Genomic DNA, 24,736 nt, shown 5'->3' with positions numbered 1-24,736 from the left:
TCAGATAGGAGTCCAGCTGTGGAGTTGTCAGCCGAAGAGCGGCAGGTCGTCGCGACTGTGCGGGACTGGGTCGACCGTGAGGTGCGGCCCGTCGCACGCGATCTCGAACACGCCAATGAGTACCCGGAAAAGCTCATCGACCAGATGAAGCAAATGGGTATCTTCGGTCTGGCGATCCCGGAGCCGTACGGCGATGCGCCGGTGTCCACCCAGTGCTATGTCGGGGTGACCGAGCAATTGGCACGTGGCTGGATGAGCCTGGCGGGAGCCATGGGTGGCCACACCGTTGTCTCCAAGTTGATCCTGAACTTCGGCACGGACGACCAGAAGAGCCGCTACCTCCCGCGGATGGCCACCGGAGAGATCCGGGCAACCATGGCGCTGACCGAACCCGGCGGCGGCTCCGACCTGCAGGCGATGACCACTGTCGCCCGTCGCGACGAGCACGGCTATGTCATCAACGGGGCCAAGACCTGGATCAGCAATGCCCGCCGGTCCCAGCTCATCGCGCTGTTGTGCAAGACCGACCCGGCGGCCACGCCCCGGCACCGCGGCATCAGCATCCTGTTGGTCGAACACGGTCCGGGACTGATCGTGTCCCGCGATCTACCCAAGCTTGGGTACAAGGGCGTCGAGAGTTGCGAGTTGGCCTTCGACGACTTCCGCGCGCCGCTGGACACCGTCCTCGGCGGAGTGGAGGGGAACGGGTTCGCACAGATGATGAAAGGTCTTGAGACAGGCCGGATTCAGGTCGCGTCCCGCGCGCTCGGCGTCGGTCAGGCCGCTTTCGACGATGCGCTGGCCTACGCCCAGCAGCGCGAGAGTTTCGGCGTCCCGATCTGGAAGCACCAGGCTGTCGGCGGCTATCTGGCCGACATGGCCACCAAGCTGACGGCCGCCCGCCAGCTGGTGCTGCATGCGGCGCAGCGGTTCGACGCCGGCGAACGATGCGACATGGAAGCCGGCATGGCCAAGTACTACGCGTCCGAGGTCGCCATGGAGGTGGCGCTCAACGCCGTCCGCATTCACGGAGGTTACGGCTACTCGACCGAATACGACGTCGAGCGTTACTTCCGCGACGCGCCGCTGATGATCGTCGGCGAGGGCACCAACGAAATCCAGCGCAACGTCATCGCAGCGCAACTCGTCGCCCGCGGTGGACTGACCGCCTGAGGACTGGCCACGCTGCCGACGGACCGGCCCTTCGTCAACCTCGGATGACGAAGGGCCGGAACAGCATCAGGCCATCGGCGAATGCACGGCCCGAATCTTGTCGACGACGATCTTGGCGGTCTCGGCACACGCCGTCGTCCCGCCGTTGGCGTATTCCTTCACCGCATCTCCGACATTCCACAAGTTCGCGATCGGGGTGTCGTGCGGTAGATCGAAGCCCGCGACGGCGCGCTGCGGCGGCCAGCCGTCTCGGGTGACCGCGATCGACAGGATGCGGGCATCGGTGAAGCCGTCGATCTCCGCGCGCAGATCATCCAGTAGCAGTTCGGTTTCCGCGTTCTCGTCGAAGTCGCCGACTGCGGGTTTGGGCACCGATGTCCCCGCATAGAGGTGCCAGCCCTCCGGCGCCATCTCGGGACACGTCTCGGTGAAATTCGCGACGTAGCACAGCCGCCGGGTCTTCGCGAAGCTCAGCATGCCCGGCGCCTTCAACAGCTTTCGCCGGCTGGCGAAGTTGACGGTGATCATCGAGCACGGCCGGTTTGCCGCATCGACCTTCGCGACGTAGTCGGCGGGCAGATTCTGGCTGCCGACCAGTTCGACCGTCGCGAACGGACCGACATCACTCACCGCGAAACCACAAGAGATATCGACGGTTTCACCGCCTCGGACGACGGTGGCTCCGGTGATCCGCCCGTCCGTCAGATGCAGCTGCTGCACCTCCGACGAGAGCCAGACCGCTCCCCCGTTCTTCTCCACCACCTCGGCGAGCGCCTGCCAGATGCCGATGGTGCCCTCAGGGCAGAAGCCGAACTTCTTGAATGCGCTCTTGCGCGTGAAGTACGTCAGAAACACCCGCGCCGGCAGTTCCTCGGAACCCACCGCGAAGACCGATCCGCACATGTTGCGGAAGATGCCGTGCACCGACTCGTTCTTGGTGTACTTGGCCACCCAGTCGGCCGTCGAAAGCTCGTCTTCCGGCAACCCCGAGTCGTTTCGGGCCGCGCCGATTCCACTCACCAGCTTCGCGCCCTGGCGCGTCAGCTTGGACAGCAGGAATCCCCAGCCACCACCGGTGACGTCGACGTCTTTGTCGCCGATGCGGTAGAGAATCGGCGGTTCCGCGGCGCGGACGTCGAATTTCGCGCCGACCTCGTGGAACGTCTCCTCGGTGAGGCCGCCGGTTTCGATGACGATGGCGCCGTTGTTGACCTTGAACCCGTCGATGTCGCGCGTCGATGCCCGCCCGCCGACGACCTCGAGCCGCTCGACGACCAACGTCCGGTAGCCCAGGTGCGAGAGCCGCGCCGCGGCGAACAGCCCGCCCGCGCCGGCGCCGATGACGAGTGCGTCCCAACGATTCTCGTTCATCGTTCGCCCCGCATGATTCTCGCGGTCGTTCACTCTGGGCATGATTCTCCTTGTCCAACATGGGTTTTCAGACCGATCTGCTGCAGCAGATCCAGCACGTCGTAGTAGTCGCGGTGATATGACACGGCAGCTTCACCGTTCAGCCGCCCGATGCACGCGCCAGGCACAGCGAATGCACGTCCGGTCGCCGCGTATGTCTCGCTTCCGAGCGCGAGCTGACCGTTGGCAGTTCCCGACCAGACCCACTCGAGAGCGAACGTTCCGCCAGCAAAAATGGGATTGGAGAACACGATCCGTGAGTCCGGCGCAAATCGCAGCATGTGTCCGTAGAACCAGGCGATGTGCTCGAATCCGCGATATTCCTTCTGCATTCCACCATCGATGTACACGCCGTCGGACGCGAACATCGATCGCAGCAGATCGCTGTTCGGAGCAGACCACGCCTGGCTGTAGTTGTCGGCGAAATCATCGGGTTTGGTATTCACAGGTGTGGTCCTCAGTACGAAGCCGGCAGCTCGAGCATCGTTTGGGCGACGAAGTTCAGCACCATCTCGCGACTCACCGGTGCGGTGCGCATGAGCCGGGCCACGAACCATAGTTCGGCCAGTCCGTATTCCTTGGAAAGTCCATTGCCGCCGTGGGTTTGGATGGCCTGGTCGAGCGCCTTCAGCGACGCTTCGGCCGCGGCGTACTTGGCGATGTTCGCCGCCGCAGCAGCGTTCCCGCCGTCGTCGAAAATCTGGGCGGCGCGTTGGGTGGCCAGGCGGGCGAGCTCGACCTGGATGTGGCAATCGGCGATGGGGTGCGAGATGCCCTGGTGCGCCCCGATCGGAACCGACCAGACCGCGCGGTCTTTCGCATAGGCGACGGCTTTCTCGACCGCGTAGCGGCCGATGCCCCCGCTGAGCGCCGACGCCAGAATCCGCTCCGGGTTGAGCCCGGCGAACACCTGCCTGAGCCCGTTGCCGGCGGTACCGATCAACGCTTCGGGCCCGACCCGAACGTCGTCGAAGAACACCGTGAACTGATGGTCCGGAGAGGTCACCGTCGTCTCCAGCAATTGGAGTGTGACTCCCGGCACATCGGTGGGTACCACGAAGAGCGACAGCGGGTTCCGCCCACTGTCCGCAGCGGATCCGTCCCGCGCCACCACGAGCAGTGCGTGCGCTTCGTCGGCGGCGGAGATGAAGTACTTGCCGCCGGACACCACCCATCCGTCGCCGTCCTGGCGGGCGGTGGTCTTCACCTGGTGACTGTTGGACCCGGAATCCGGTTCGGTCAGCGCAAACGCCATCTTCAACGAGCCGTCGGCGATGCCGGGCAGCCAGCGCTGCTTCATCTCGGGCGAGCCATGAGCGGCCAGAATCGAACCGCAGATGGCGGGCGAGATGACCGTCAAGAGCAGCGGAATGCCATGTGCGGCCAGTTCTTCGATGACGATGGCCAGCTCGGACATGCCTGCGCCGCCACCGCCGTATTCCTCGGGCAGGTGCACCCCGAGTAATCCGGCCGCGCCGAGGTCCGCCCAGAGTTCATCGACCTTCCCACCGGCGCGCGAACGTTCCAGGAAGTACTCCGCGCCATATTTTTCGGCGATCTTGGCGACGGTGTCGCGAAGCATCGCATGGTCGGCGGTGTCAGCAACCAAGCTGGTGAGCGTCATTTTGATCCACATTCCGTTGAGCTACTTCGTAGCAATTTTGAATATATAATAAAATAATGACCTATGGGGGTCAACGCTGCCGCCGCGGCGACAGTGTCAGCCCAGTTCGTTACCCACTACCGCGACGAGCGATACGCACGCTCCCGGCCGCCCACCGAGATTGTGCGTCAATGCCATTCGAGGCTCGGCCAGTTGCCTATCGCCGGCCTCACCACGGAATTGCAGCCAGCATTCATAGAGCATGCGCAGCCCGCTGGCGCCGACCGGATGACCGAACGACTTGAGGCCGCCGTCGACATTGACCGGCAACCGCCCGTCGGCATCGAACTCACCAGCGAGGCTGGCCCGCCAGGCATCGCCCCGGTCGACGAACCCCAGATCCTCCATCAGCACCAACTCCGTCGGAGTGAAGCAGTCATGCACCTCGGCGAAAGAGATGTCCGCACGCGGGTTCTCGATCCCGGCCTGCGCATACACGTCGCGTGCCGAGCGGACGACTTCGGGGAAGGTGGTGAAGTCGTAACCGGGGTCCACCGCTCCCCGGCCCGGCCCGGCCGCCAGCGCAACACCTTTCACGTACATGGGCTGGTCGGTGTACTCGGCTGCGCGTTCCGCGGGAACGATGACGGCGCACGCCGCGCCGTCGGACACTCCCGAGCAGTCGAACACACCCAGCCGTCCGGCGACGATGGGCGCGTTCGCGATCTTCTCCTTGGAGACCTCTGAACGGAACTGCGCCTTCGGGTTTCGCGCCCCGTTGCGGTGGTTCTTCCAGGCCACGTGCGTCATCGCATCGCGCATCGCGGCGGGGTCGACACCGTAGCGGGCGCAGTAGGCCGGGTCGAGCAACGAGAAGGCCGCCGGCGCGGTGAGCGAAAGCTCCGAAGCGGTACCGTCGCCCGGCGGATCACCCCGCAGCAGTCCCGAATAGCCCGAGTCTTTCAGCTTCTCGACCCCCACGGCCACCACCATGTCGTATGCACCGGACGCGACGGCGAAGCAGGCGTTGCGGAAGGAGTCGGATCCACTGGCGCAATAGTTTTCGACCCGCGTCACCGGGGTGTAGTCCAAGGCCAGCGCCTTGCTGACAGTGAGCCCACTCTGGCCGGTGGCCAGCGTGCCCAGCCAGTACGCGCCGACGCCGGCCCGATCCAGCTTCGGGTTGGCCGTGAAGCACTCATCGATCGCCTCGATGATGAGGTCTTCGGCAGACGCACCGAACCGTTCGCCGAATCGGGTGCATCCCATGCCCACCACAGCGACCTTGTCGCGGATGCCGTTGCTACTCACAGGAGTTTCGCCTTCCAGAAGTAGTTGTGGACACCGCCCGCGCTGTGCAGACAGCGGAACGTCAATCCAACGCGTGAGCCGACAGCGATGCGGTCGGCTCCACCGTCTGCGAGCTCGAGGGTGTAGCGGCCGCCGCCGTCGAAGTCGACGACTGCGCCGACGACGGGCGGCGCAAGCGAGTAGGCAAGCCGGTCCACCGTGAAGGTCGCGACGGTCCCGGCCTCCGCACGCAGCGGCCGCCGCGTCATCTGATCGACGACGCCGCACCTCTTGCAGACCCGCACCGGCGGTAGATGAACGAACGAGCAAGCCGTGCAGCAGCTTGCGGTGAAACCGAACTTCCAGTCGCGCTCGCGAGCAGACGGCGGCGCTGCGACCCGGTCGGGTTCCGGTCGCCGCGGCGGCTCCTGCTCGAGCAGTCCGCGCCACGTCAGGTACGTCAGGTAGTCGACGTCGGCACCGGCCGCAAGCTGCTCGGCCACAGAGACCGCCTGACGCCGGACCTGCGCGGTGACGCGCAGGGCGATGGCGTCGGCCCCGTCCGCCGCCGAGATCACCAGGATCGTCTCGTCGGGTTGCGCGACGTCCAGCACGTTCGCCAGTGCGATGCCCAGATCAGCCGCGCCTGCGTGGCCTACGGGCGACGTCGTGAACGTACGCGCAGCCCATTTCCGGACCGCGATGTTCGGTGACACCACGACCACGTGATCCGGGTGGTCGATCCCGATCTGGGAGCGCACCGTTTCGATCAGCGGCAGATACTCCTCGAAACCGAAGCGTTCCTCCCACTGCGCGCCCTTGCCGCCGGGTACGCGCCAGCGGTCGAGGAATTCTGCTGTCGCGCCGGCATATCCGATGATGTCGGCGATCGTGTCAGTGTCGCCGAACAGGAAGGCCGCCGCGGCGTCGGCGCCGTCCTTCTCGTCGGAGGAGCCAGCACGCCCGACCCGGACATCGGACAGCACCGCCATACCGCCTGACGCGGACGCAGCCCGGAATGCCGCGACGGCGCTGCGCGCCGACCCCACCATGTCGACCGCAAACTCGCCAGGCGACAGGCCGAGCGCGGCGTGGATGGCAGTGGCGTTCGCCTTGTCCGCGTACGCGGGCGTGGTGGACGAGAAATACAGGGCGCCGGCGGGCCGGTTGCTGAGAGCGGCCTGCGCGGCGGCGACACCCAGCGTCGTGCTGTCCTCATCGAACGATGCGACGACCCGTCTGCCCCGCAACCGGTGCGCCGGCAGATACGTGGCGTACGAGACGATTCCGGTCATGGCGCCTCGACGATCGCCGCCATACCCTGCCCGCCGCCGATGCACATCGCCTCCAGGGCGTATTTGCCTCCGCGGCGGCGCAGTTCGTGCGACAGCGTCGTCAGGATCCGCACGCCGGTCGCGCCGATGGGGTGTCCGAGTGAGATGCCGGAGCCGTTGACGTTGAGCCGGCCGAGATCGTCGAATCCCCAGCCCTTCATCACTGCCAGCACCTGAACGGCGAACGCCTCGTTCAGCTCGACCAGATCCATGTCGTCGAACGACAACCCGGTGCGGGCAAAGAGTTTTGCCACCGCCGGCACCGGTCCGATACCCATCACCCGCGGTTCACAGCCAGCCGCGGCCCAGCCACGCAGGAAGGCGAGCGGCTCCAGACCAAGCTCGTCGAGCCGGTCCTCGGCGACCACCAGACACGCTGCGGCAGCATCGTTCTGCTGGCTGGAGTTGCCGGCAGTCACGGTGCCCCCGGGCGTGATCGGGCGAAGTCTCGCCAACGAATCGCCGGTGGCATCAGGGCGGATGCCTTCGTCTTTCGCGAAGACGATCGGATCACCCTTCCGCTGCGGCACCTCGACCGGCACCACCTCGTCGTCGAACCGTCCGGATTCCCATGCGGCAGCGGCCCGTTGGTGACTAAGCGCGGCGAACTCGTCGGCGGCAGATCGAGAGATGCTGTACTCGGTCGCGAGGTTCTCGGCGGTTTCGATCATTCCGCTGATCGCTCCGAACCGCCAGTCCGGCTGCGAGCGTTCCCGTCCCCGATCCAAGCGGTCGTAGAGCGTGGCGTTGCCCGACCGCGAACCCCACCGTGTCGATTGGGTGTAGTACTCGATGTTGCTCATGCTCTCGACGCCGCCGGCGAGGACGACGTCGGCAGCTCCGGTCTGCACCATCATCGCGGCGGTGACGACTGCCTGCAATCCGCCGCCACACCGGCGGTCGGTCTGAAAACCGGGCAATTCCACCGGCAGACCGGCATCCAGTGCTGCCCACCGGCCGATGCACGGCGCTTCGGAATTGGCGTACGACTGGGCCATTGCCACGTCGTCGATCCGCGCCGGATCGATACCCGACGTCTCCACAACGGCTTTCAGGATCGTGGACGCCAACCGCTCGGCGGGCACAGAACGCAGCGCTCCGCCGAACGTGCCGACCGGGGTACGCAGTGGGTTCACGATCGCCGCGCGTCTCATGATGTTCCTTCCAACAAGGCTTCTCGGTGTTCGGGATGTGCGATCTCGATCATGCGGCGGCACCGCTGCGCCAATGGCTGCCCGCGTAGATCCGCGATGCCGTATTCGGTGACGAAGATTCCGGCGTCCGCCCGCGCTGTCGACACCGGCCCGGACAACGCCGCGACGATCCGGCTCGCGGGTAGCGCGACGATGGGCAGTCCGCCCGATGACCGCGCCGCAGCACGCAGAAAGTCTGCCGCGCCGCCGACCGCACCGACGTACGTCCCGCCGGCGATCTCGGCATTGACCTGACCGGTCACATCGACCTCGACCGCTGAGTTGACGGCCACGAATTTTTCCTGTGCCGCAAGCACATCGGGGTCATGGGTGTAGGACGCCGGGCGCAACGCGATCGCCGGATTGCAATGCGCGAACTCGAACAGGCGGCGGGTACCGATGAGAAACGCCGCGACCCCACCGCCGGCCGCCCCGACCTCGATGAGACCGGCAGCGCCGTCACTGAGCTGCCCCGAATGAAACCTCAGGTCGCGCCTGTCTTTCAGTTCGCCCAACATCAATTCGGGGACGGCGCCGATGCCCAGCTGCAAGGTCGCGCCGTCCTCGACCAAACCGGCGGCCAGCTCGGCGATCCGTATCGTGGTCGCGTCCACACGACCCGCCGGCGCCTCCACCGGCGGCCGCGAGCTCTCCACCAGCACATCGATGTCAGCGGCGGTCAGATAGCGCGAGCCGGCGACGAAAGGAACCTGGTCGTTCACCTCGGCGATCACCACTCGCGCGACATCGATTGCGGCGGTGAGATAGTCATGCGCCAGGCCCAGGCTGTGATTGCCGTCCACGTCGGGCGGCGATACCTGCACGAGCACCACGTCCGCTCGCAGCGGTCCGTGTGACACCAGCCAAGGCAGCGTCGAGTAGTGGCCCGGATAGATGTCGAGCACGCCCACCTGCGCCAACGCGCGGTTCGCTCCGGTCCCGCAATAGCTGACGAACCGGATGTGATCGGCGTGCTCGGGCTTCGCAGTGCCGGCAAATTGGATACCCAGGAAAGCCGTTATGCCGCCGAGGGACTCACGCTGCGCCGTCAGCGCCTCGGTGAGGGTCAGGGGCTCCGCACAAGCCTGCCCCCAGACGACCGTGTCGCCTGGACGAATGTGTGCGCTGAGGTCGATCATCCTTCTTTCCATCGGTCTGCGGACGGGTCGAGCAATTTCTGCATGTGCCCGTCCGGCAGCCACACGATGGTCTCGAGTTCAAGTGCGTCGAGGAAACGCACGCGCCCGGTCTTGAGGTCGGTCAACGACAGCCGGGGACTGTTCCCGACGCGGTCGACTCGCACCGCGACCTGGGCGAACTCGTTGTGGACGACGTCGCCGGCATCCATCAGATCAGGAATCCCAGAGTCGGCAACGCCTCGTCGTAATTCACCAGCAGCACCGTTTTCCGGGCCAACTTCAGCTCGCCGTCGACACGTCGCAGCACGTAGGTGACCCGGCCGGCCCAGGTCTCGATGCCGCGTGACTTCGATTCGTAGAGCACGAAGTTCGCGCCGACGGTCGACTCGTCACCCTCCGCCTCCAGGATTTCGATGTTGGAGATGATCCGGCGCAGGTTCGATGCCGGCGCTTGCGCGTACCGCTTGCCGGTGCGCAACTGCTGCAACCGCGTCGAGATCCGACGGCGGTTGTCGTAGATGACCGACACGTGGTGCTCCGGGTCGGCAAGCGATCCCGCGGCAGGCACCCAATACAGCGCGTCGTCGGTCCACAAGGCCTCCCACGCGTCGTATTCGTGCTCGTCCGCAAAGCGGGCCTCGCGGTAGATGAACTGCTCGAGCTCGCGCAGGTCTACTCCGGTCGACGTCGTCATCATGGCTCCATCAGCGTCTTGTAGTGCGCCCAGAAGGCGCGCATGGCCGTCTCATCCGTGGCGCCACCGATCTGAAAGCCGTTCTCGTCCTGGCGCTCCCGGACGGTGCCCCGGCGGATGTCGAGCCATTCGGGCAGCAGTTGCGCGACGCCGGCCTGGTTGCGCTCGTACATCTCGGTGTCGTCTGCGAGCAGCATTCCGGCCGGTCCAACCGATCCGATGGACTGCGAGAGCATGCGCTTGTTGAGCTCTGGCGCCCCCTCCAGCTGAACGGCGGTCGAGTATTGGATGCACTCACCGGCGGACAACGGCTGGATGTTGAACACCTGAATCTCGGCGATGAAGAGGTTCGGGAACACCATCACGTGCGGGCCACCCTCGATGAGGATCTGCTCGGCCGCGTCGCCGTGAACTGCTCGCATCCTGGCCACGTAGTCAGGGACCCGTTCGGCCGTCGTGCCGAACCATCGCATCGGTTCGGCGAACTTGCGGAATTCCGGCCGGAGGTCGTTCTCGCTGTGCCCGTTTCCGAGCGCACGTGTGACGGCGGTGGACTTGTCGCTGTAGAGCGGGCCGATGGTGCTGCCGGTCACCGAGAAGATCGAGCCGTGCACGAACTGCGGGTGGTAGCCGTCGGTCTCGTTCTCCGCCAGCAGCTTCCAGTTGGCGCGGGTCTTGTGCTTGAGCCAGCCGGCGTCGAGCCGCACCTGGCCTGCAGGCGACAGGCGCGCCAGCCGGTCCATCTCACCGGCAGCGGCGCCGAGGTGCTCTAGCAGCGGCGGTACGTCGGGGTTGAAACTGCCGAACACGAAGCCGTGGTAGCTGTCGACTTTCGGCAGGCGTCCGAGGCCCAGGTCCAGCTTCTCGTCGCCGTAGCCCTTCTTGAACGGGTAGCCGACCAGCGCACCGTCATTGCGGTACGTCCAGCCGTGATACGGGCAACGGAACGATCCCGAGTTGCCGCTCGCGTCGTCGCACACCAGGTTGCCGCGGTGGGCGCAGCGGTTCACCAGCAGGTGGACGTCGCCGGCACGGCTCCGGGTCATGATGATGTCCTGCGGGCCGATCTGCTTGCGCACGTAGTCATTCGGCTGCGCGATTTCGCTCTCGTGGCCGACGAACACCCAGCCGCCGTACCAGATGCGCTCCAGCTCTTCGGCGAAGATGGCGGGGTCGGTGTACAGCGAGCCGTGCACGCGAGTCGGCTCGATGAGCCGTGAATAGTCGACAGCGGTGGTCATGGCTTCTCCTCAGCAGCCCCGGAATCGGGGCGGACGACGGTCATGGAAAGCGGCGACGCCTTCGTCGAAGTCCTCGGTGTCGAACAGGCGAACTGCCACGTCGACCTCGTGGTCGAGCATCGCCAGCGGCGCACCGGGCCAACGGGTCAATGCCCCTTTGATCTCGCGGACCGCAAGCGGCGCGAGTGCCGAGATCCGCTCGGCGTCAGCAAGTGCCGATGTCAGCGTCGAACCCGACGGCACGAGCGCATCGACGAGGCCGAGCTCAAAGGCTTCCGCACCAGACAGCTTCTGCGGCAACAGCATCAGCTGCCGCGCCTTTGCCGGACCGACCCGCGCAGGCAGTGATGCGAATATGCCCATGTCGCCGGCCAGGCCGACACCTGTGAAGGCTGTCGAGAACACCGCGTCCTCGGCGGCGACCACTCGGTCGCAGGCCAGCGCCAGCGAGACACCGGCGCCGAACGCGGCACCTTCCACCGCGGCGACGACCGGCGTGCCACCGGTCCAGATGGCCCGCACCACCCGTGCCGCGGCTTCGGCACGCGGCCGGCTCTCGGCCTCCGGCATCCGCCGCATGGTCGAAATGTCACCGCCGGCACAGAAGCTCGCGCCCGCACCCGTCAGCACCACAGCCCGAATATTGTTGTCGGCCATGGCATCTTCGAGTCGATCTGCCAGCGCCACGCGCAGTGGTATGTCGATCGCATTCCGCCGGTCGGGCCGATTCAGCGTGATGACCCGGGTGTGCCCGTGATCAGCGGTCGTTACAACGTCGTCCATGTCATTTCCCGGTGAACCGAGGCGGCCGCCGCTCGATGACGGCAGCCAGCCCTTCACGTGAGTCGGCTGTGCCGGACAGCTCGGCCACGGTGCGAGCCTCCTCGCCCAGTCGCTGCACCACGCCGGCGCCCACGCCGCCCCACATCAGCCGCTTGGTCGCCCCCACAGCCTTGGGCGCCATCTCGGTGAATTGTGCCGCAAAGGAAGTCAATTCATCACCGAGCTGGTCGTCGGGCACGACCTTGGTGAGCAGGCCGATGTCGAGGGCCTGCTGTGCTGACAGTGTCGGATTGGTGAGCACGATCTCCATGGCCTTGCGGAGCCCGACAAGTTGAGTGAGGGTCACCGATACACCGGCGTCGGGCGCCATCCCGACACGGACCGCACCCGACATGAACTTCGCGGACTCGGTGGCGATGACGAAATCCGATGCGCAGACCAGCCCGAATCCGCCACCGCCCGCGGCGAATCCGTGTACTCCGGCGATTACCGGTACCTGCAGCTGGAGCAGTGCATCGACGGCCAGCTGCAGCCATGCGGTGGCCTCGCGCAGGTAATCCGGCAGCGCCTCACCCTTGGAAGCGAATGTTCGAACGTCGCCGCCGGCGCAGAAGTTCTTGCCTTCGCCGGTGATGACGACGGCGCGGATGGCGGGATTGCCGTGGCATTGCATGATCACGGCGTGCAGCGCCTGCAGGAAAGGCACATTCATGCCGTTGGCAGCCTCGGGCCGGTTCAGCCGCAACCGCGCGACGCCGTCGTCCGCGACGTCGAGAAGCACCAATTGCTCAGCCACGCCCTACCCCTGTTCCGGTCACCGCGACGTGGTCCAGCACCGCCTCGCGCTCCAATGCCAACCCCTCATCGAGGGGTTGCCGCAACCCCTGGTAGATCAGGGCCTTGCTGCGCGCGAGCGCAGTGCGGTCCCTGGTCGCCAGCCGCTCGGCAAAGGCTGTTACGGCCGAGTCGAATTCGTCACTCGCGAACACGCGGTACGCCAGTCCCCAGTCGAGTGCTTGGGCGGCCGTCAGGCTGTCGGCGGTGAGAATGTGGGCGAGCGCTCGTTGCCGGCCGACCAGTCGCGGCAGTCGCTGCGTGCCACCGCCACCCGGAATCTGACCGAACTTCGCGTGGATGTCGGCAAGCACGGCATTTTCGTGCAGGAGCACGATGTCGGCTGCCTGGATGAGTTCGAAGCCTCCGGCGGTCGCGAAACCTTCGACCGCGCAGATCACCGGTACGGGCAGCGTTTCGATGATCGCGCAGGCACGCCGGAAGTTGTCGAAGAGCTCGGCCATCGCAGCGCGGCCGAGCGCGCGCAGACGTCCCAACTCATGGAAATCCCCTCCTGCGCAGAAGTTCCCGCCGGCGCCGCGCACCACGACAACGTCAGCGAGGGCAGCGGCCTCGTGCAACGCGTCTTCCAACGCAGCCCCGAGGGCGACGGTGATGGCGTTCCGCTGCTCGGGCCGGTTCAAGGTGACGGTGGCCACCTTGCCGGATACCTCGAGCAACACCGGCTTCGTCACGCGTAGTACCGCGCAATGGATTCGAGGACACACGCCGGTTTGTCAGAGCCTTCGATCTCGATGGTCGTCGTCAGCTGCCCCTGGACACCGCCGGGCACGACGGTCACCGGTCCGACCACGGCAGCAGCCCGGATCTTCGAACCGACCGGCACCGGCGAGACGAAGCGCACCTTGTTGTAGCCGTAGTTCACCGCCATCTGCACACCTTCAACGGTGTAGAGATCGTGAACCAGCACCGGCGTCAGCGACAGGGTCAGTAGACCATGGGCGATCGCGGTGCCGAATGGTCCCTGCGCGGCCCGCTCCGGATCGACGTGAATCCACTGATGATCGCCTGTCGCATCGGCGAACTTGTTCACGCGCTCCTGATCGATCGTCAGCCAATCGGTGGGACCCAACGACGTACCCTCCGCTGCCGCGAATTCCTCGATGCTCCGAAAAACCTTCACGCACATCACCTCCGTACCTCTCTCACTTTTGAATATAGATTCAAACTTGGGAGTTGGTCAATGACGCTTCGGGGCACCGGCAGGCGTTGGACACCGGCAGGAGCAACCGTCCGCGTGCCCTGAGGAACGTTTGCCCGCCGTTCCCCATATAGTTGAACGATGGCTAGAAAATCGGCCCAAGCTCTGGCGTCCGAAGACGGCAGTGACGCGGACTCCAAGTCAGCGCGCACCCGTCGGCGCATCCTCGATGCCGCAGCGCACGTACTGAGTACCAAGGGTTATGCGGGCACGCGCCTCACCGACGTTGCCGAGCACGCGGAACTTCAGGCGCCGGCGATCTATTACTACTTCCCCTCGCGCGAAGATCTGATCGAAGAGGTGATGTGGAGCGGCATCGCCGACATGGCACGGCACCTGCAGACGGTCCTCGACGAGCTGCCCTCCGAAACTGCGCCGTTAGACCGGATTCTCGTTGCCGTCGAGACACACCTGCGCCACGAACTCGAGCTGTCCGACTACGCCACCGCGTCGATCCGCAACAGCGGCCAGGTCCCCGAGCACCTGCGGGCCCGGCAGCTGGCGGAGGAAGCCACCTACTCCGCCATATGGCGCAAGCTCCTCAGAGCGGCCCATGCAGAGGGCCAGCTGCGCGACGACCTCGATCTGACCGTCGCACAGCTCCTGATCATCGGATCGCTCAACTGGGCGGCCGAATGGTGGACACCCCGCCGCGGGTCCGTGGACTCGGTCGTCCGCAACGCGACGACATTCGTCCGCAACGCGATCGCCGAACCCGGCGCCGACGAGGACGTATCGCCGCGTCACAAACGCGCCAAGTAACTCATCGGCCGGTGAAGCGCGGCTTTCGCTTCGCGACGAACGCGGTGATGGCGTCGCCGGCATCGGCGCTTCCGCCCAACACTCGCATCGACTCAGTCTCTGCCAGTAGCTGCTCGGACAGGTCACGGCTCCAGGTCTCACGCAGCAACGCCCGCATGCGCCCAAAGGCACGCGTGGGTCCAGACGCCAGCTCTGAAGCTAGTTGTGTTGCGCGCGAGCGTAGTTCGTCTGCGGGAACCACCGCATTGACCATCCCCCAGCGCAATGCGTCGGCCGCGGTGATCGGGGTGTTGCGCAGGTACACCTCGGCAGCTCGCCGCGCACCGATCAGACGCGGTAGATGCCACGTGCCACCGCCGTCGCCGGAAAGGCCGAGGTCGGCAAATCCGGTCACGAACTTCGTGCCTTCGGCGGCGACGACGAGATCGGCGGCATATACGTAACCGAGGCCGCCGCCGGCGACGGCGCCGTGTGCGGCGGTCACGATCGGCGCGTCGATTCGGCTCAGTATCCGGAACGCTTCGTGAAACGGGCTGGTCATGCGCGCGAACAACGAACCGAATCGATCGGGGGGTGTGCTCACGAAATAGTCGATATCGCCACCGACGGTCAGCGCAGGTCCGTTGCCGCAGATGAGCACGGCCCGCACGGCGGAATCTTCGGCGATCTGCTGGGCGACCCGAAGGGTCTCCTCACCCATCCGCATGTCGATGGCGTTGCGCGCCTCGGGCCGGTTGAGGCACATTGTCGCGACGCCGTCGCGTACGGCGTAGTCGATCACCGATGGCTCGGCGGCCGCTTCCAACGCGGCAATCCAGGAAGCGCTGTCGGTGAGCTGATCCAACCGCACGATCGTGCCATCTGCGGCGAACGTCAGGACGTGAACGAACTCGGCCTCCAGCCGGTTACCCGACGCGCGGCCATGGCCGCGGTACCGGCCCCGCACAAACAGTCGTCCGTCATCCAGGCGGCGCATCTCATCGGGATGCGCCTCTGCCACGTAGTGACGCCCGATCCGCCACCAGAAGTCCCGTTGCATCTCGTCAGGCCCCGAGTGCTCGCCACCGAGGTCCAGCGGCAGGCCCGCTGTGGTGTGGCCGACAAACCCCGGATGCAACAGAACTGCGAGCGTGTCTCGGTCGCCCCCGCGCAATGCCTCGTACAACCGTTGCGCGGCATCGGCATTGGCGGTCAATGTGGAGTCAGTCCCGGTCAATGCAGTTTTCCTTCCAATTGGCCGCCCGACGGCAGCGGTTCGTCGTTGCGGACCCGCGCCAAGAGCCGGACAGCCCTGTCGATCACGGGCTTGTCGACCATGCAGCCATCGACGACGCATGCCGCTCCTCCGCCGACCGCCGCAGCGTCCAGGACGCGGTGCGCCCAGGCCTGTTCCGCCGACGAGGGCTGGAACTCAGCGTTGACGATCGCCACCTGCCGGGGGTGGATGCAGAGCTTGCCTCCGAACCCCAATTGCCCGGCGTGGGCCGCGTCGGCGCGGACCGCCTCGTCGTCGTGCACGGCAGTGGTCACCCCGTCCCATGGTGCGGGCCGCCGCGCGGCAGCGGCCGCGAGTACGACAGAGCTGCGCGCATGAAGCAGTGCCTGTCGATCGCCGGGACGAATGCCGAGTTCCGCGCTGAGATCGATACTCCCGAAAGCCACGGCGGCGATCCGATTGGCTGCACAGATCTCCCCGGCCGCCAGGACGCCCAACGCCGTCTCGATGAGAGCAATCAGCGGGATTCGGCTGGGCAGCAGGCGCGCGACCGTCGAGACATGTTCGGCGCTGGAGGTTTTCGGCAACATGACGGCGCACTGGTGCGCCGCCGCCATGGCGACGTCGTCGTCAAACCACGGGGTGCCGGTCCCGTTGATCCGGACGACGGCCTGCCGTCCGGTACCGAGCCATCGATCCACCGCGTCACGAGCAGTACTCTTCGCGTCCGGCGCCACCGCGTCCTCGAGGTCGAGCACGACGAGATCGGCCCCGCATGCGGCGGCTTTGGTGAATCGGTCGGGACGATCGCCCGGCACGAACAGCACACTGCGTGCGCAATCGAGGTTCTCAATGCGTCGTTCCATCGTGACGCGCAGCCTAACACCATTTTCAAATCTGTGTTAAATTAAATTTGTTGCCCATGAAACCACCCGGAGGACGCCGAGATGCCTGCCCTAAGTACCTCAGGTGTCGGGTCCCCGCACGAATTGATCGCCGATCACGTGGTCCGGGTGCCGCTGCCGTTGCCGCTGCCCGACCTCACGTCGGTCAACGCGTACCTCATTCTCGGTGGCGACGGTGTCACCCTCATCGACCCCGGTTGGGATTACGCGCATTCCGAAGCCGTATTGATCGATGCTCTCCGCCGGATCGATGCCGGGCCGTCCGACGTCAGACAAATCCTGGTGACCCACCAACATTGGGACCACTATTCGCTCGCCCTGCGGTGGAGCGGCACCTACGACGCGGAATTGATGCTGGGATACGAAGAGCGGCACAGCATCGAAGCCTTCTCGGCGCTGCCCGGCGTTCATCCGACGCAGGTCGGGATGCTCAGGACCAGCGGAGCACCCCACCTCGCACGTGCCGTCGAAGAGCTGGCGTGGGAACCGTACGAACGCGGTATCGCGTTCACGCCGCCGGACCGGTGGTTGATGGATGGTGATGTGATCGACTGTGGCGGTGCGTCGGTCGTCGCACGGTTCACTCCGGGCCACACCCGCGGACACATGGTCTTCGATGACGTCGACCACCAGATGGTGTTCACCGGCGACCATCTGCTGCCCCGGATCACACCCTCGATAGCTTTCGAACGAGCGCCCGAGGCATTGCCCCTGCGGTCCTACCTGTCCTCGCTGCGATTGTTCCTCCAATTGCCGCAGTCCCGGATGCTGCCGGCGCACGGCCCAGCGGACCGGCGCACCGGCGATCGCGCTCAAGAACTGCTCGATCATCACCGCGAACGGCTGGAGCGCGTCGCCGAATTCGTGGCCGCAGGCCCGTCCACAGCATTCGACGTTGCGACGCAGATGCGCTGGACCCGGCACCAACGCACACTCGACGAACTCGACGTCGTGCATCAGATGACGGCTGTGCTCGAGGTCGCCGCTCATCTGGATCTGCTTGTCACACAACACCTGCTGTCCAGTCGGGCCGAAGCGGGTGTCACCGTGTTCGCCGTCGCCTAGTCAGTGAACGCGGCACCGCCGGAACGCAACTCCTGCACGAGGCGGAATTTCTGCACCTTGCCGGTCAGGGTCGTCGGCAGCTGGTCCGTACGGTAGAACACCACGCGTTTCGGCACTTTGAAACGGGCGAGGTTGGCGCGACAGATCGCCACGATCTCCTGCTCGGTGATGACTCCGCCCGGTACCGGAACCACAACTACACAACCGATCTCGCCCCAGCGATCGTCGGTCAATCCGATCGCGAAGACCTGGCTGATGTCGGGGTGACCAGCGAGGAGATCTTCAATCTCCTTGGGCATCACCAATTCTCCGCCGCTCTTGTACATGTCTTTACTTCGGCCGGTGACCTGCAGGTAGCCATCTGCGCGCCGGCAGCCGAGGTCACCCGACCACAACCAGCCCAGGCGGAGCGCTGCCGACGTTTCGGCGGCACGGTTCCAGTATCCGAGCATGGTGGACGGCCCGCTCGACAACAGTTCCCCTTCGACGCCGGCCTCGACATCGGCACCGGTGGTGGGGTCCACCACCCGGTAGGTGACCAACGCGTCGGCGCCCGCGACACCGGCGGCGCCGGCCAGTTTCGGACGACCGACCGTCTCCGAGGTCAACGACAGTGCGTCCTCAGGCAACGTGAGAGTCATGGCACCGCCGCATTCGGTCATCCCGTAGCCGGTGACGATCTCACTCACACCGAAATCACGTTCGATCTGCTGCCACAACCAGATCGGCGCAGGCGCCGAACCGCACAGGATCGCAGACAGCGAGGAGAGATCGAAGCTCGACCGAGCCGGACTCTCCACCATGGCCACTGCCATCGTCGGCACACAGAGAATATCGGTGGCGCGGTGATGCTGAATGCCTCGGAAGTAGCCTTCGGCACTGAACCTCGGCTGCAAGACCGCGGCTCCACCCACGAACATCACCGATAGCAGACCCTCGACGTAACCGAACATGTGATAACACGGCAACGAGAACAGGATTCGCCGGCCATCCTCATATGCACGTGTCAGCGCAGATGCGAATGCCGTACGCAGCACACCGTCGTGTGAGGTGACCACACCCTTGGGCGACCCCGTCGTTCCCGAGGTGTAGAGGATGTCGCCAGGTGCGCGCGGATCGCTCTGGGAGAGCACACGATCCGCCGTGTCCGCGCCCAGCTCGGCGAGGTCCGCCACCGACCGCACGCCCGCTCGGCGCGGACGGTCGGTTTCGAGGACGACGACATGACGCAGCGCGGCGAGCGAGTCGGACGAATCGGCGCGACCCGCAAAATCGTCGTGATCCCAGCCGGGAACGATGTCGTCCAACATCGATTGGTAGTCCAGTTCCCCGAAACCGGTCATGGTGACCAACACCCGGCACCCGGAATCCCCAAGCACGAAGGCCAATTCGTCGCGGCGGTACAGGTAGTTGAACGGCACCGCGATGGCCCCGACCCGGGCGATCGCAAATTTCACCGTCACGAATTCCGGATAGTTGGCCATGACCAGGCCAACTCGGTCGCCCGGTCGCACTCCGAGTGCCATCAGACCCGCCGCCAACCGCCGCGATTCGACGGCGACGTGCTCATAGGTCAGGCAATCATCATCGGACAGCACAAACGGGCGCGAGGCATACCGGGCAGCGCAGTCATCGAGCCAGCCATCCAGTGTGCGCTCACGCCATACGGGAAAGCGCGCGAGCAGTTCGTCGCGCCGGGCCGCTATCGCCTTGGTATCGCTCATAGTTCGTGGAGTTCACCGCGCCTGATCGCCGCTGTCAGCGCGTGGCGTTGCACCTTGCCGGTCGCCGTGGTCGGGTAGGTGTCGACGACGAACCAGCGGGCCGGCAGTTTGTATGCGGGCAGGCGTTCGCGCGCATGATCGACCAGATCGGTTCGGAGACCGATGTGAGCGGGGTTGGTCAACCGACACACCACGGCGACGATCTCGCCGAGCCGCTCGTCGGGGACGCCCACCGCGACGGCCTCACTCACGTCGTCGTGGGCAGCGACGGCATGTTCGATCTCCGCCGGAGCGATGTTCTCGCCGCCGCGAATGATCAATTCCTTCAGACGGCCCGTGACAGACACGAACCCGCGCGAATCCATGGTGCCGAGGTCGCCGGTGCGGACAAAGTTGTCCGGGTCGAGCGCATGCGCGGTGGCATCGGGGTCGTGCAGATACTCGACGAACTGCTGATAGCCCCGAGCGCAGATCTCCCCGATCTGGCCGACGGGTGCGGTGCCTCCGGTCTCCGGATCGACAATCTTGCAGTCGACCTGAGGCAACGGCCGACCGACCGTGGACAGCCGCTCGTCCCGGGTGTCGGTCGGCCGGGTCATTGTCAGCACGGGGGCCAGCTCGGTCTGCCCGTAGAGATTGAACACGCCGGCACCGAAAACTGCTGTGGCGCTGTCGATCAAGTGCGGGGATACCATCGCGGCACCGCCCATGATCACACGCAATGGTGGCGGTCGTTGCCGACTGGCCTCCTGCGCAGCCAGCAGCGCGCTCAGTATGGTCGGCACGTAGAACAGCACCGAGGCTTCCTCGGCGCGCAGTGTGTCCAGGACCGCATGCGCGACGAATCGTTCGCAGACGACCGCGGTGCCACCCATCCACAGCGGCCCGAGCGTCGCGATCACGCATCCGGCGGTATGAAACAACGGCAACGGGTTCACACATACGGCGGCCGTGCCGATTCCAGCAGCCTCCATCGTCAACTTCGCCACATTCACCAGCGCGTGATGAGTGAGCACAACGCCCTTCGGCCGCCCTGTGGTGCCCGATGTGTACTGCAGCATGACGGGGCGGTCCGGATCAACCGGGGCACGTGCGATGACGTCATGGTCGATGTCATCGGGTCGCCAGACGGCGCTGTCCGACAACGATATTCGGCGCAGCCCCGAAATTCTGCCGCACACCTCCTCTGCGACTTCCGCCATGGCGTAGCCGCGACTGGTGTCGGCGTGCAGCAATACGACTGCGCCGCAATGGCGTAACGCGTACTCGAGGTCAGCGGCCGGCAGGACCGGATTGAGTGCGACGAGCACCACGCCGGCCAACGCGGCACCGTATTGGATGGTTGTCCATTCCAGGACGTTGGGCGCCCACAGGGCCACGTAGTCGCCGGGCTGCGCGATACGTCGCAGACCCGTGGCCACCCGGCACGCCTCATCGAACAATTCGCGATAGGTCAGCCGGGCCAGATTCTCGGTACCGTGCCGCACGGCTACGAGCGCTTCGCGGTCCGGGTACTGCGCAGCACGATCAGCCAGTAGCGCACTCACGGTGAAATCGACAAGTGGCACACTGTGATCGGCCGGCCAGTAGGACTCCGTCAGTGTCATGTCTGCCACCGAGCCGCCGCTCACACCGGATTGCTGCCGAGGGTCGCCCCGGACATATCGTTGATCTCCGACCACCGGTCCGTGATCGTCGCGAGGTCCGGCGCCGAGGTGAAACTGACACCGGCATTTTGAAACTGCGCCACTCGCTGCACGAGCCCACCGCCGACGACGAAAACCGAACCAGTGTCGGTGTTTTCCGCAGATGCCAAGTACCCGACCGCCGGGGCAACGAGCTCCGGGTCGAGCTTGTCGAGCAATTCTGCGGACCCGATGTCGGCGGTCATCCGGGTGGCCGCCAGCGGCGCAACGGCATTCGCGGTGATGCCGTACTTTCGACCCTCGATTGCCAGGGTGTTGATCAGTCCGACCAGTCCGGCTTTGGCCGCCCCGTAGTTCGCCTGACCAAAGTTGCCGTACAGACCGCTGGTCGACGTCGCCACCACCACACGTCCGTAATTCTGTTCGCGCAGGTGCGGCCAGGCAGCCCGGATGACGTGGTAGCCGCCGTAGAGATGGACCTGCACGACGGCGTCCCAGTTGTCCTGCGTCATCTTGTGGAAGGCACCGTCGCGCAGAATGCCGGCATTGCTGATGACGCCGTGAACAGCACCGAACTCCGACAAGGCGGTGTGGATGATCTCGGCCGCTCCGTCCGGATCGGCCACCGACGAATAGTTCGCGACGGCCCGCCCACCCGCAGTGCGAATCTCGTCGACAACCGAGTCGGCCATCGAAGTCCCGGCGCCAGAACCGTCCCGCGCTCCCCCAAGGTCGTTGACGACGACCAGTGCGCCGTGCGCAGCGAGGAATCGGGCATACGAACGCCCCAGCCCGCCTCCCGCGCCCGTCACGACGATGACCCTGTCCTGCACTCCTGCCACGACTTGCTCCCTCTGGTCCATTGAACTCACTATTGAATCTAGATTCAAAAGTGTTGGAGCGTCAAGGTCGACCTCGTGCGCCGCGCGTAGGCGATCGACCAGATTTGCTAGTAGACAAATCTAATCCGAATTTCTATTCTAAATTAAATCCGCGGAGCGAACGCCGTGGTCGGAAAGGATCGTCGTGGACCTGGGACTGGCGAACGCCCGCGTCGTCATCACTGGCGGGGCCTCCAACATCGGTCGGGGCATCGTGCATGTCTTCGCCGCAGAGGGCGCCCGGATCGTGCTGAACGACATCGACGCGGCGCAGGCCGAGCGCGTTCGCGCCGAGGCGCTCGCGCTCGGCGCCGCGGAGGTCGAAGTGGTCATAGCCGATCTCACCGTGCCCGGTAGCGCCGAGTCGGCCGTCGGCCGCGCCGTCGATGCCTGGGGTGGCGTGGACGTCCTGGTCAACAATGCGGGGTGGAGTGTCCCCGGCTTCGTGGCCACCGACACCGACCGCGTGAAATGGCAACGCACGATGGAGATCAACTTCTTCAGCGCGCTGGCCGCCACCCAGGCTGCGATCGGTCCGATGCGGGACGCCGGCTGCGGCTCGATCGTCTTCATCGCCAGCGATGCCGCTTTCGGACAGATTCGGCAAGGCGTTTATGGCGCGTCAAAGGCCGCCATGGTGGCGTTGGCCCGTACCACCGCACGTGAACACGGGCGGCACGGGATCCGCTCGAATGTCGTCTGCCCCGGGCTCGTCATGCCCGACGGACCCGAGGCCATCGGCGCCTCGAGTCTGTGGGCGGTCGGGCAGGACGACGTTTTCAACCCCAAGCAGATCGAGTTCATGCTCAAAGACACCCCGATGCGCCGCTTGACGACGGCCGAGGACGTCGGCCGCGCGGTGGCATGGTTCTCGTCACCTTTCGCCGCACGACAGGTGACCGGGCAGCTGATCTCGGTCAGCGGCGGCTACACGATGCCCTGACCACACAGCGCTGACCTCTGCCACCTCAACAAGGAGTGCCACCATGAACCCAGCACGTCGTACCAGTTATCGCGTTCTGCACCTGTGCAACTACTCGATCCTGCTTCTCTGCATCGTCAGCTTGCTCGGCTTCGCGGTATTCGGCGGGTTCTTTCCGCCACCGGCGGCCCACCTCTCCGCTGACCAGATCGGCACCTACTTCCGGGACAACAGTGTCAACATCCGCATCGGCATGGTGTTGATGTTCTTGTCGATTCCCTTCTATCTCACCTGGACCATCGCCATGTGCAAGCTCATGGAGCGCATGCAGAAAGACTCCATGAGCGTTCTGCCGCAGCTGCAGGCGATCAGCGGCGCGGTCGCCATGATCACCTTGCTCGGGCCGGCGATCTGCTGGATGACCGCGGCCTTTCGCCCGGGTGTCCGATCCAACGAGAACATTCAGATGTTGTATGACCTCGGCTGGTTCATCTTCGACCCGCCATTCATGATCTTCACTATCCAATGGGGCGCAATCGGTTTCGCCATGCTGACCGACAAGCGGCAAAAGCCGCTGTTCCCTTCGTGGATCGCCTGGGTGGGATTCTTCACGTGTGCGACGTTCATCTCGACGACGATGATCTCGTTCATGACCCGTGGGCCATTCGCTTGGCAGGGTTTGATCACCTTCTGGCTTGTCTTCGTCATGTTCTTCGTCTACCTCTTTGCCATGGTGCCGTTGACCCGCGCGGCATTGCAGCGACTGGAGGCCGAAGACCGAGAGCTCGAAGGTGCCGAAGTTGCCTGACGGCAGCCTCTCGACGCGCCCTCGGCCGGTCGAACCGACCGCGGACCCCTGCCCACCGGCCAAACATGTGCCTGGCGAACAAGGGGTTTGGGTCTTGATCTTCGGCGACATGCTGCTTTTCACGATGTTGTTCGGCGCGTATCTGAACAGCCGCAGCCACAACCGGGCGCTGTTCGCGGAGTCTCAACTGGCCCTGAACCGGACCCTTGGAGTGGCCAACACACTGGTGCTGCTCTGCAGCTCCATGTTGATCGTATTGGCGGTCAGGGCGATGCGAAGTACGCAGTTTCGACACCTGGCCGCCCGCCTCACTTTGGCGGGCGCACTGGTGGGTTCCTGTTTCGTGATCGTAAAGGTCATCGAGTACCGCACAAAGGTCGCGGCAGGTATCACGCCGAACACCAACGAGTTCTTCCTCTACTACTTCGCGCTGACCGGGTTACACCTCGTCCACGTGATCGTCGGACTGATCGTGCTGCTGGTGCTGTGGCGGTTCGCGCGCAGAACCGAGACCACGCGAACTCAGGTTGCGGTCTTCGAGGGCGGCGGGTGTTTTTGGCACATGGTGGACCTGTTGTGGCTCATCATCTTTCCGCTCGTCTTCCTGGTGCACTGATCATGGCGACTCTGGTACTGAGCAAGGCGTCGCTGGCCTGGGCGGTTCTCGTTGCGCTGACACTGGCCCAATGGGTGATCGGGAGTCAGACAGCGAGCGGCGGCGCGCACGTGGCAGCGAGCCTGGCGATCTTCGTGGTGGCCATCTTCAAGGCACGCCTGGTCGGCCTCTATTTCATGGAGCTTCGCGCGGCGCCGTGGGCGTTGCGTGGCCTATTCGAGTTCTTCTGCCTCGTACTGCTCGGGGTGCTGTCGGTGATGTATCTGCTGGCCTGA

At 65.2% G+C, this 24,736-nt stretch carries 26 protein-coding genes; 7 read left to right on the top strand and 19 right to left on the bottom strand.

Translation table 11 applies throughout. The features are described from left to right. Positions 1-18: 18 nt before the first annotated feature. Positions 19-1,173 (top strand): acyl-CoA dehydrogenase family protein, encoded by a 1,155-nt coding sequence (locus TL10_RS00600; RefSeq protein ID WP_043983986.1) that lies wholly within the window; start codon positions 19-21, stop codon positions 1,171-1,173. 66 nt (positions 1,174-1,239) lie between these two features. Here TL10_RS00600 and TL10_RS00595 read toward each other — a convergent pair whose 3' ends face one another. The 14 genes from TL10_RS00595 to TL10_RS00530 all read right to left on the bottom strand — a co-directional run bounded on the left by TL10_RS00595 (position 1,240) and on the right by TL10_RS00530 (position 13,844). Next, positions 1,240-2,544, bottom strand: a complete 1,305-nt coding sequence (locus TL10_RS00595) for a phytoene desaturase family protein (RefSeq protein WP_043984137.1) — start codon at positions 2,542-2,544, stop codon at positions 1,240-1,242. A gap of 29 nt (positions 2,545-2,573) precedes the next feature. Then, on the bottom strand, positions 2,574-3,029 hold the full coding sequence (locus TL10_RS00590; protein ID WP_052506258.1) for a nuclear transport factor 2 family protein: 456 nt from the start codon (positions 3,027-3,029) through the stop codon (positions 2,574-2,576). Between the two features lie 11 nt (positions 3,030-3,040). Then, positions 3,041-4,207 carry an acyl-CoA dehydrogenase family protein gene (locus TL10_RS00585; protein ID WP_043984134.1) on the bottom strand — a complete coding sequence of 389 codons (1,167 nt, stop codon included), beginning with the start codon at positions 4,205-4,207 and terminating at the stop codon, positions 3,041-3,043. 96 nt (positions 4,208-4,303) lie between these two features. After that, entirely contained in the window at positions 4,304-5,497 is a 1,194-nt protein-coding gene (locus TL10_RS00580; protein WP_043983985.1) for an acetyl-CoA acetyltransferase, read from the bottom strand. Beyond that, positions 5,494-6,771: an OB-fold domain-containing protein gene (locus TL10_RS00575; RefSeq protein WP_043983984.1), complete on the bottom strand. Its 1,278-nt coding sequence runs from the start codon at positions 6,769-6,771 to the stop codon at positions 5,494-5,496. The genes TL10_RS00580 and TL10_RS00575 overlap by 4 nt, the downstream gene beginning before the upstream one ends. Beyond that, the gene (locus tag TL10_RS00570; protein WP_043983983.1) at positions 6,768-7,964 is read right to left on the bottom strand and encodes an acetyl-CoA C-acetyltransferase; all 1,197 of its coding nucleotides are present in this window, start codon (positions 7,962-7,964) and stop codon (positions 6,768-6,770) included. Before TL10_RS00570 ends, TL10_RS00575 begins: the two co-directional genes overlap by 4 nt. Further along, positions 7,961-9,142: an acetyl-CoA hydrolase/transferase family protein gene (locus tag TL10_RS00565; protein ID WP_043983982.1), complete on the bottom strand. Its 1,182-nt coding sequence runs from the start codon at positions 9,140-9,142 to the stop codon at positions 7,961-7,963. Before TL10_RS00565 ends, TL10_RS00570 begins: the two co-directional genes overlap by 4 nt. After that, positions 9,139-9,351 carry a hypothetical protein gene (locus TL10_RS00560; RefSeq protein WP_043983981.1) on the bottom strand — a complete coding sequence of 71 codons (213 nt, stop codon included), beginning with the start codon at positions 9,349-9,351 and terminating at the stop codon, positions 9,139-9,141. The genes TL10_RS00565 and TL10_RS00560 overlap by 4 nt, the downstream gene beginning before the upstream one ends. Beyond that, a complete protein-coding gene (locus tag TL10_RS00555; protein ID WP_110788917.1) occupies positions 9,351-9,836 on the bottom strand; it encodes an aromatic-ring-hydroxylating dioxygenase subunit beta in 486 nt (161 codons plus the stop codon). The genes TL10_RS00560 and TL10_RS00555 overlap by 1 nt, the downstream gene beginning before the upstream one ends. After that, on the bottom strand, positions 9,836-11,077 hold the full coding sequence (locus TL10_RS00550) for an aromatic ring-hydroxylating oxygenase subunit alpha (RefSeq protein WP_043983978.1): 1,242 nt from the start codon (positions 11,075-11,077) through the stop codon (positions 9,836-9,838). The genes TL10_RS00555 and TL10_RS00550 overlap by 1 nt, the downstream gene beginning before the upstream one ends. A 9-nt stretch (positions 11,078-11,086) precedes the next feature. Then, positions 11,087-11,860: an enoyl-CoA hydratase/isomerase family protein gene (locus TL10_RS00545; protein WP_043983977.1), complete on the bottom strand. Its 774-nt coding sequence runs from the start codon at positions 11,858-11,860 to the stop codon at positions 11,087-11,089. Position 11,861: 1 nt separating this feature from the next. Next, on the bottom strand, positions 11,862-12,656 hold the full coding sequence (locus tag TL10_RS00540; protein ID WP_043390690.1) for an enoyl-CoA hydratase/isomerase family protein: 795 nt from the start codon (positions 12,654-12,656) through the stop codon (positions 11,862-11,864). Continuing rightward, positions 12,649-13,389, bottom strand: a complete 741-nt coding sequence (locus tag TL10_RS00535) for an enoyl-CoA hydratase/isomerase family protein (RefSeq protein ID WP_043983975.1) — start codon at positions 13,387-13,389, stop codon at positions 12,649-12,651. The genes TL10_RS00540 and TL10_RS00535 overlap by 8 nt, the downstream gene beginning before the upstream one ends. Beyond that, positions 13,386-13,844 carry a MaoC family dehydratase gene (locus tag TL10_RS00530; protein WP_413784705.1) on the bottom strand — a complete coding sequence of 153 codons (459 nt, stop codon included), beginning with the start codon at positions 13,842-13,844 and terminating at the stop codon, positions 13,386-13,388. The genes TL10_RS00535 and TL10_RS00530 overlap by 4 nt, the downstream gene beginning before the upstream one ends. A 153-nt stretch (positions 13,845-13,997) precedes the next feature. Here TL10_RS00530 and TL10_RS00525 point away from each other — a divergent pair, with 153 nt between their 5' ends. Then, the gene (locus TL10_RS00525) at positions 13,998-14,678 is read left to right on the top strand and encodes a TetR/AcrR family transcriptional regulator (protein ID WP_043983974.1); all 681 of its coding nucleotides are present in this window, start codon (positions 13,998-14,000) and stop codon (positions 14,676-14,678) included. Position 14,679: 1 nt separating this feature from the next. Here the strand turns inward: TL10_RS00525 and TL10_RS00520 are convergent, their stop codons facing one another. Both TL10_RS00520 and TL10_RS00515 read right to left on the bottom strand, forming a co-directional pair. Then, on the bottom strand, positions 14,680-15,894 hold the full coding sequence (locus TL10_RS00520) for an enoyl-CoA hydratase-related protein (protein ID WP_192830159.1): 1,215 nt from the start codon (positions 15,892-15,894) through the stop codon (positions 14,680-14,682). Further along, complete coding sequence (locus tag TL10_RS00515; RefSeq protein WP_043983972.1) at positions 15,891-16,760, bottom strand: HpcH/HpaI aldolase/citrate lyase family protein; 870 nt, start codon at positions 16,758-16,760, stop codon at positions 15,891-15,893. The genes TL10_RS00520 and TL10_RS00515 overlap by 4 nt, the downstream gene beginning before the upstream one ends. Positions 16,761-16,841: 81 nt before the next feature. Here TL10_RS00515 and TL10_RS00510 point away from each other — a divergent pair, with 81 nt between their 5' ends. Then, positions 16,842-17,864 (top strand): MBL fold metallo-hydrolase, encoded by a 1,023-nt coding sequence (locus TL10_RS00510; protein WP_043983971.1) that lies wholly within the window; start codon positions 16,842-16,844, stop codon positions 17,862-17,864. Here TL10_RS00510 and TL10_RS00505 read toward each other — a convergent pair. Genes TL10_RS00505 through TL10_RS00495 form a run of 3 tightly spaced genes read right to left on the bottom strand, consistent with a single transcriptional unit; the run spans position 17,861 to position 22,076 of the window. Then, positions 17,861-19,588: a class I adenylate-forming enzyme family protein gene (locus TL10_RS00505; RefSeq protein ID WP_043983969.1), complete on the bottom strand. Its 1,728-nt coding sequence runs from the start codon at positions 19,586-19,588 to the stop codon at positions 17,861-17,863. The two genes, TL10_RS00510 and TL10_RS00505, sit on opposite strands and share 4 nt — an antisense overlap. Next, on the bottom strand, positions 19,585-21,195 hold the full coding sequence (locus TL10_RS00500; RefSeq protein WP_043984130.1) for a class I adenylate-forming enzyme family protein: 1,611 nt from the start codon (positions 21,193-21,195) through the stop codon (positions 19,585-19,587). Before TL10_RS00500 ends, TL10_RS00505 begins: the two co-directional genes overlap by 4 nt. Positions 21,196-21,215: 20 nt before the next feature. After that, the gene (locus TL10_RS00495) at positions 21,216-22,076 is read right to left on the bottom strand and encodes an SDR family oxidoreductase (protein ID WP_043984129.1); all 861 of its coding nucleotides are present in this window, start codon (positions 22,074-22,076) and stop codon (positions 21,216-21,218) included. A 184-nt stretch (positions 22,077-22,260) separates the two neighbouring features. On the opposite strand from TL10_RS00495, the gene TL10_RS00490 reads away from it, so the two are divergent. The 4 genes from TL10_RS00490 to TL10_RS00475 are packed head-to-tail and all read left to right on the top strand — an operon-like array spanning position 22,261 to position 24,736. Further along, complete coding sequence (locus tag TL10_RS00490; protein WP_043983968.1) at positions 22,261-23,058, top strand: SDR family NAD(P)-dependent oxidoreductase; 798 nt, start codon at positions 22,261-22,263, stop codon at positions 23,056-23,058. A gap of 43 nt (positions 23,059-23,101) precedes the next feature. Then, entirely contained in the window at positions 23,102-23,845 is a 744-nt protein-coding gene (locus TL10_RS00485) for a hypothetical protein (RefSeq protein ID WP_043983967.1), read from the top strand. Then, on the top strand, positions 23,829-24,461 hold the full coding sequence (locus tag TL10_RS00480) for a cytochrome c oxidase subunit 3 family protein (protein WP_338048585.1): 633 nt from the start codon (positions 23,829-23,831) through the stop codon (positions 24,459-24,461). Before TL10_RS00485 ends, TL10_RS00480 begins: the two co-directional genes overlap by 17 nt. Positions 24,462-24,463: 2 nt before the next feature. After that, positions 24,464-24,736 carry a cytochrome C oxidase subunit IV family protein gene (locus TL10_RS00475; protein WP_043390675.1) on the top strand — a complete coding sequence of 91 codons (273 nt, stop codon included), beginning with the start codon at positions 24,464-24,466 and terminating at the stop codon, positions 24,734-24,736.

This window comes from Mycolicibacterium llatzerense (genome assembly GCF_000878195.1).
GTDB classification, from domain to species: Bacteria; Actinomycetota; Actinomycetes; order Mycobacteriales; family Mycobacteriaceae; genus Mycobacterium; species Mycobacterium llatzerense.
Note: the sequence above shows the minus strand (reverse complement) of the source record. Positions and strands in the feature narration are given on the sequence as shown.

What these genes read in the sequence shown, in the direction of transcription:
- TL10_RS00570 (WP_043983983.1), bottom strand. Translation starts at nt 7,964, where the DNA reads ATGAGACGCGCGGCGATCGTGAACCCACTGCGTACCCCGGTCGGCACG.
- TL10_RS00485 (WP_043983967.1), top strand. Translation starts at nt 23,102, where the DNA reads ATGAACCCAGCACGTCGTACCAGTTATCGCGTTCTGCACCTGTGCAAC.
- TL10_RS00565 (WP_043983982.1), bottom strand. Translation starts at nt 9,142, where the DNA reads ATGATCGACCTCAGCGCACACATTCGTCCAGGCGACACGGTCGTCTGG.
- TL10_RS00545 (WP_043983977.1), bottom strand. Translation starts at nt 11,860, where the DNA reads ATGGACGACGTTGTAACGACCGCTGATCACGGGCACACCCGGGTCATC.
- TL10_RS00550 (WP_043983978.1), bottom strand. Translation starts at nt 11,077, where the DNA reads ATGACCACCGCTGTCGACTATTCACGGCTCATCGAGCCGACTCGCGTG.
- TL10_RS00530 (WP_413784705.1), bottom strand. Translation starts at nt 13,844, where the DNA reads ATGTGCGTGAAGGTTTTTCGGAGCATCGAGGAATTCGCGGCAGCGGAG.
- TL10_RS00505 (WP_043983969.1), bottom strand. Translation starts at nt 19,588, where the DNA reads ATGAGCGATACCAAGGCGATAGCGGCCCGGCGCGACGAACTGCTCGCG.
- TL10_RS00500 (WP_043984130.1), bottom strand. Translation starts at nt 21,195, where the DNA reads ATGACACTGACGGAGTCCTACTGGCCGGCCGATCACAGTGTGCCACTT.
- TL10_RS00515 (WP_043983972.1), bottom strand. Translation starts at nt 16,760, where the DNA reads ATGGAACGACGCATTGAGAACCTCGATTGCGCACGCAGTGTGCTGTTC.
- TL10_RS00585 (WP_043984134.1), bottom strand. Translation starts at nt 4,207, where the DNA reads ATGACGCTCACCAGCTTGGTTGCTGACACCGCCGACCATGCGATGCTT.
- TL10_RS00575 (WP_043983984.1), bottom strand. Translation starts at nt 6,771, where the DNA reads ATGACCGGAATCGTCTCGTACGCCACGTATCTGCCGGCGCACCGGTTG.
- TL10_RS00475 (WP_043390675.1), top strand. Translation starts at nt 24,464, where the DNA reads ATGGCGACTCTGGTACTGAGCAAGGCGTCGCTGGCCTGGGCGGTTCTC.
- TL10_RS00560 (WP_043983981.1), bottom strand. Translation starts at nt 9,351, where the DNA reads ATGGATGCCGGCGACGTCGTCCACAACGAGTTCGCCCAGGTCGCGGTG.
- TL10_RS00525 (WP_043983974.1), top strand. Translation starts at nt 13,998, where the DNA reads ATGGCTAGAAAATCGGCCCAAGCTCTGGCGTCCGAAGACGGCAGTGAC.
- TL10_RS00595 (WP_043984137.1), bottom strand. Translation starts at nt 2,544, where the DNA reads ATGAACGAGAATCGTTGGGACGCACTCGTCATCGGCGCCGGCGCGGGC.
- TL10_RS00510 (WP_043983971.1), top strand. Translation starts at nt 16,842, where the DNA reads ATGCCTGCCCTAAGTACCTCAGGTGTCGGGTCCCCGCACGAATTGATC.
- TL10_RS00555 (WP_110788917.1), bottom strand. Translation starts at nt 9,836, where the DNA reads ATGACGACGTCGACCGGAGTAGACCTGCGCGAGCTCGAGCAGTTCATC.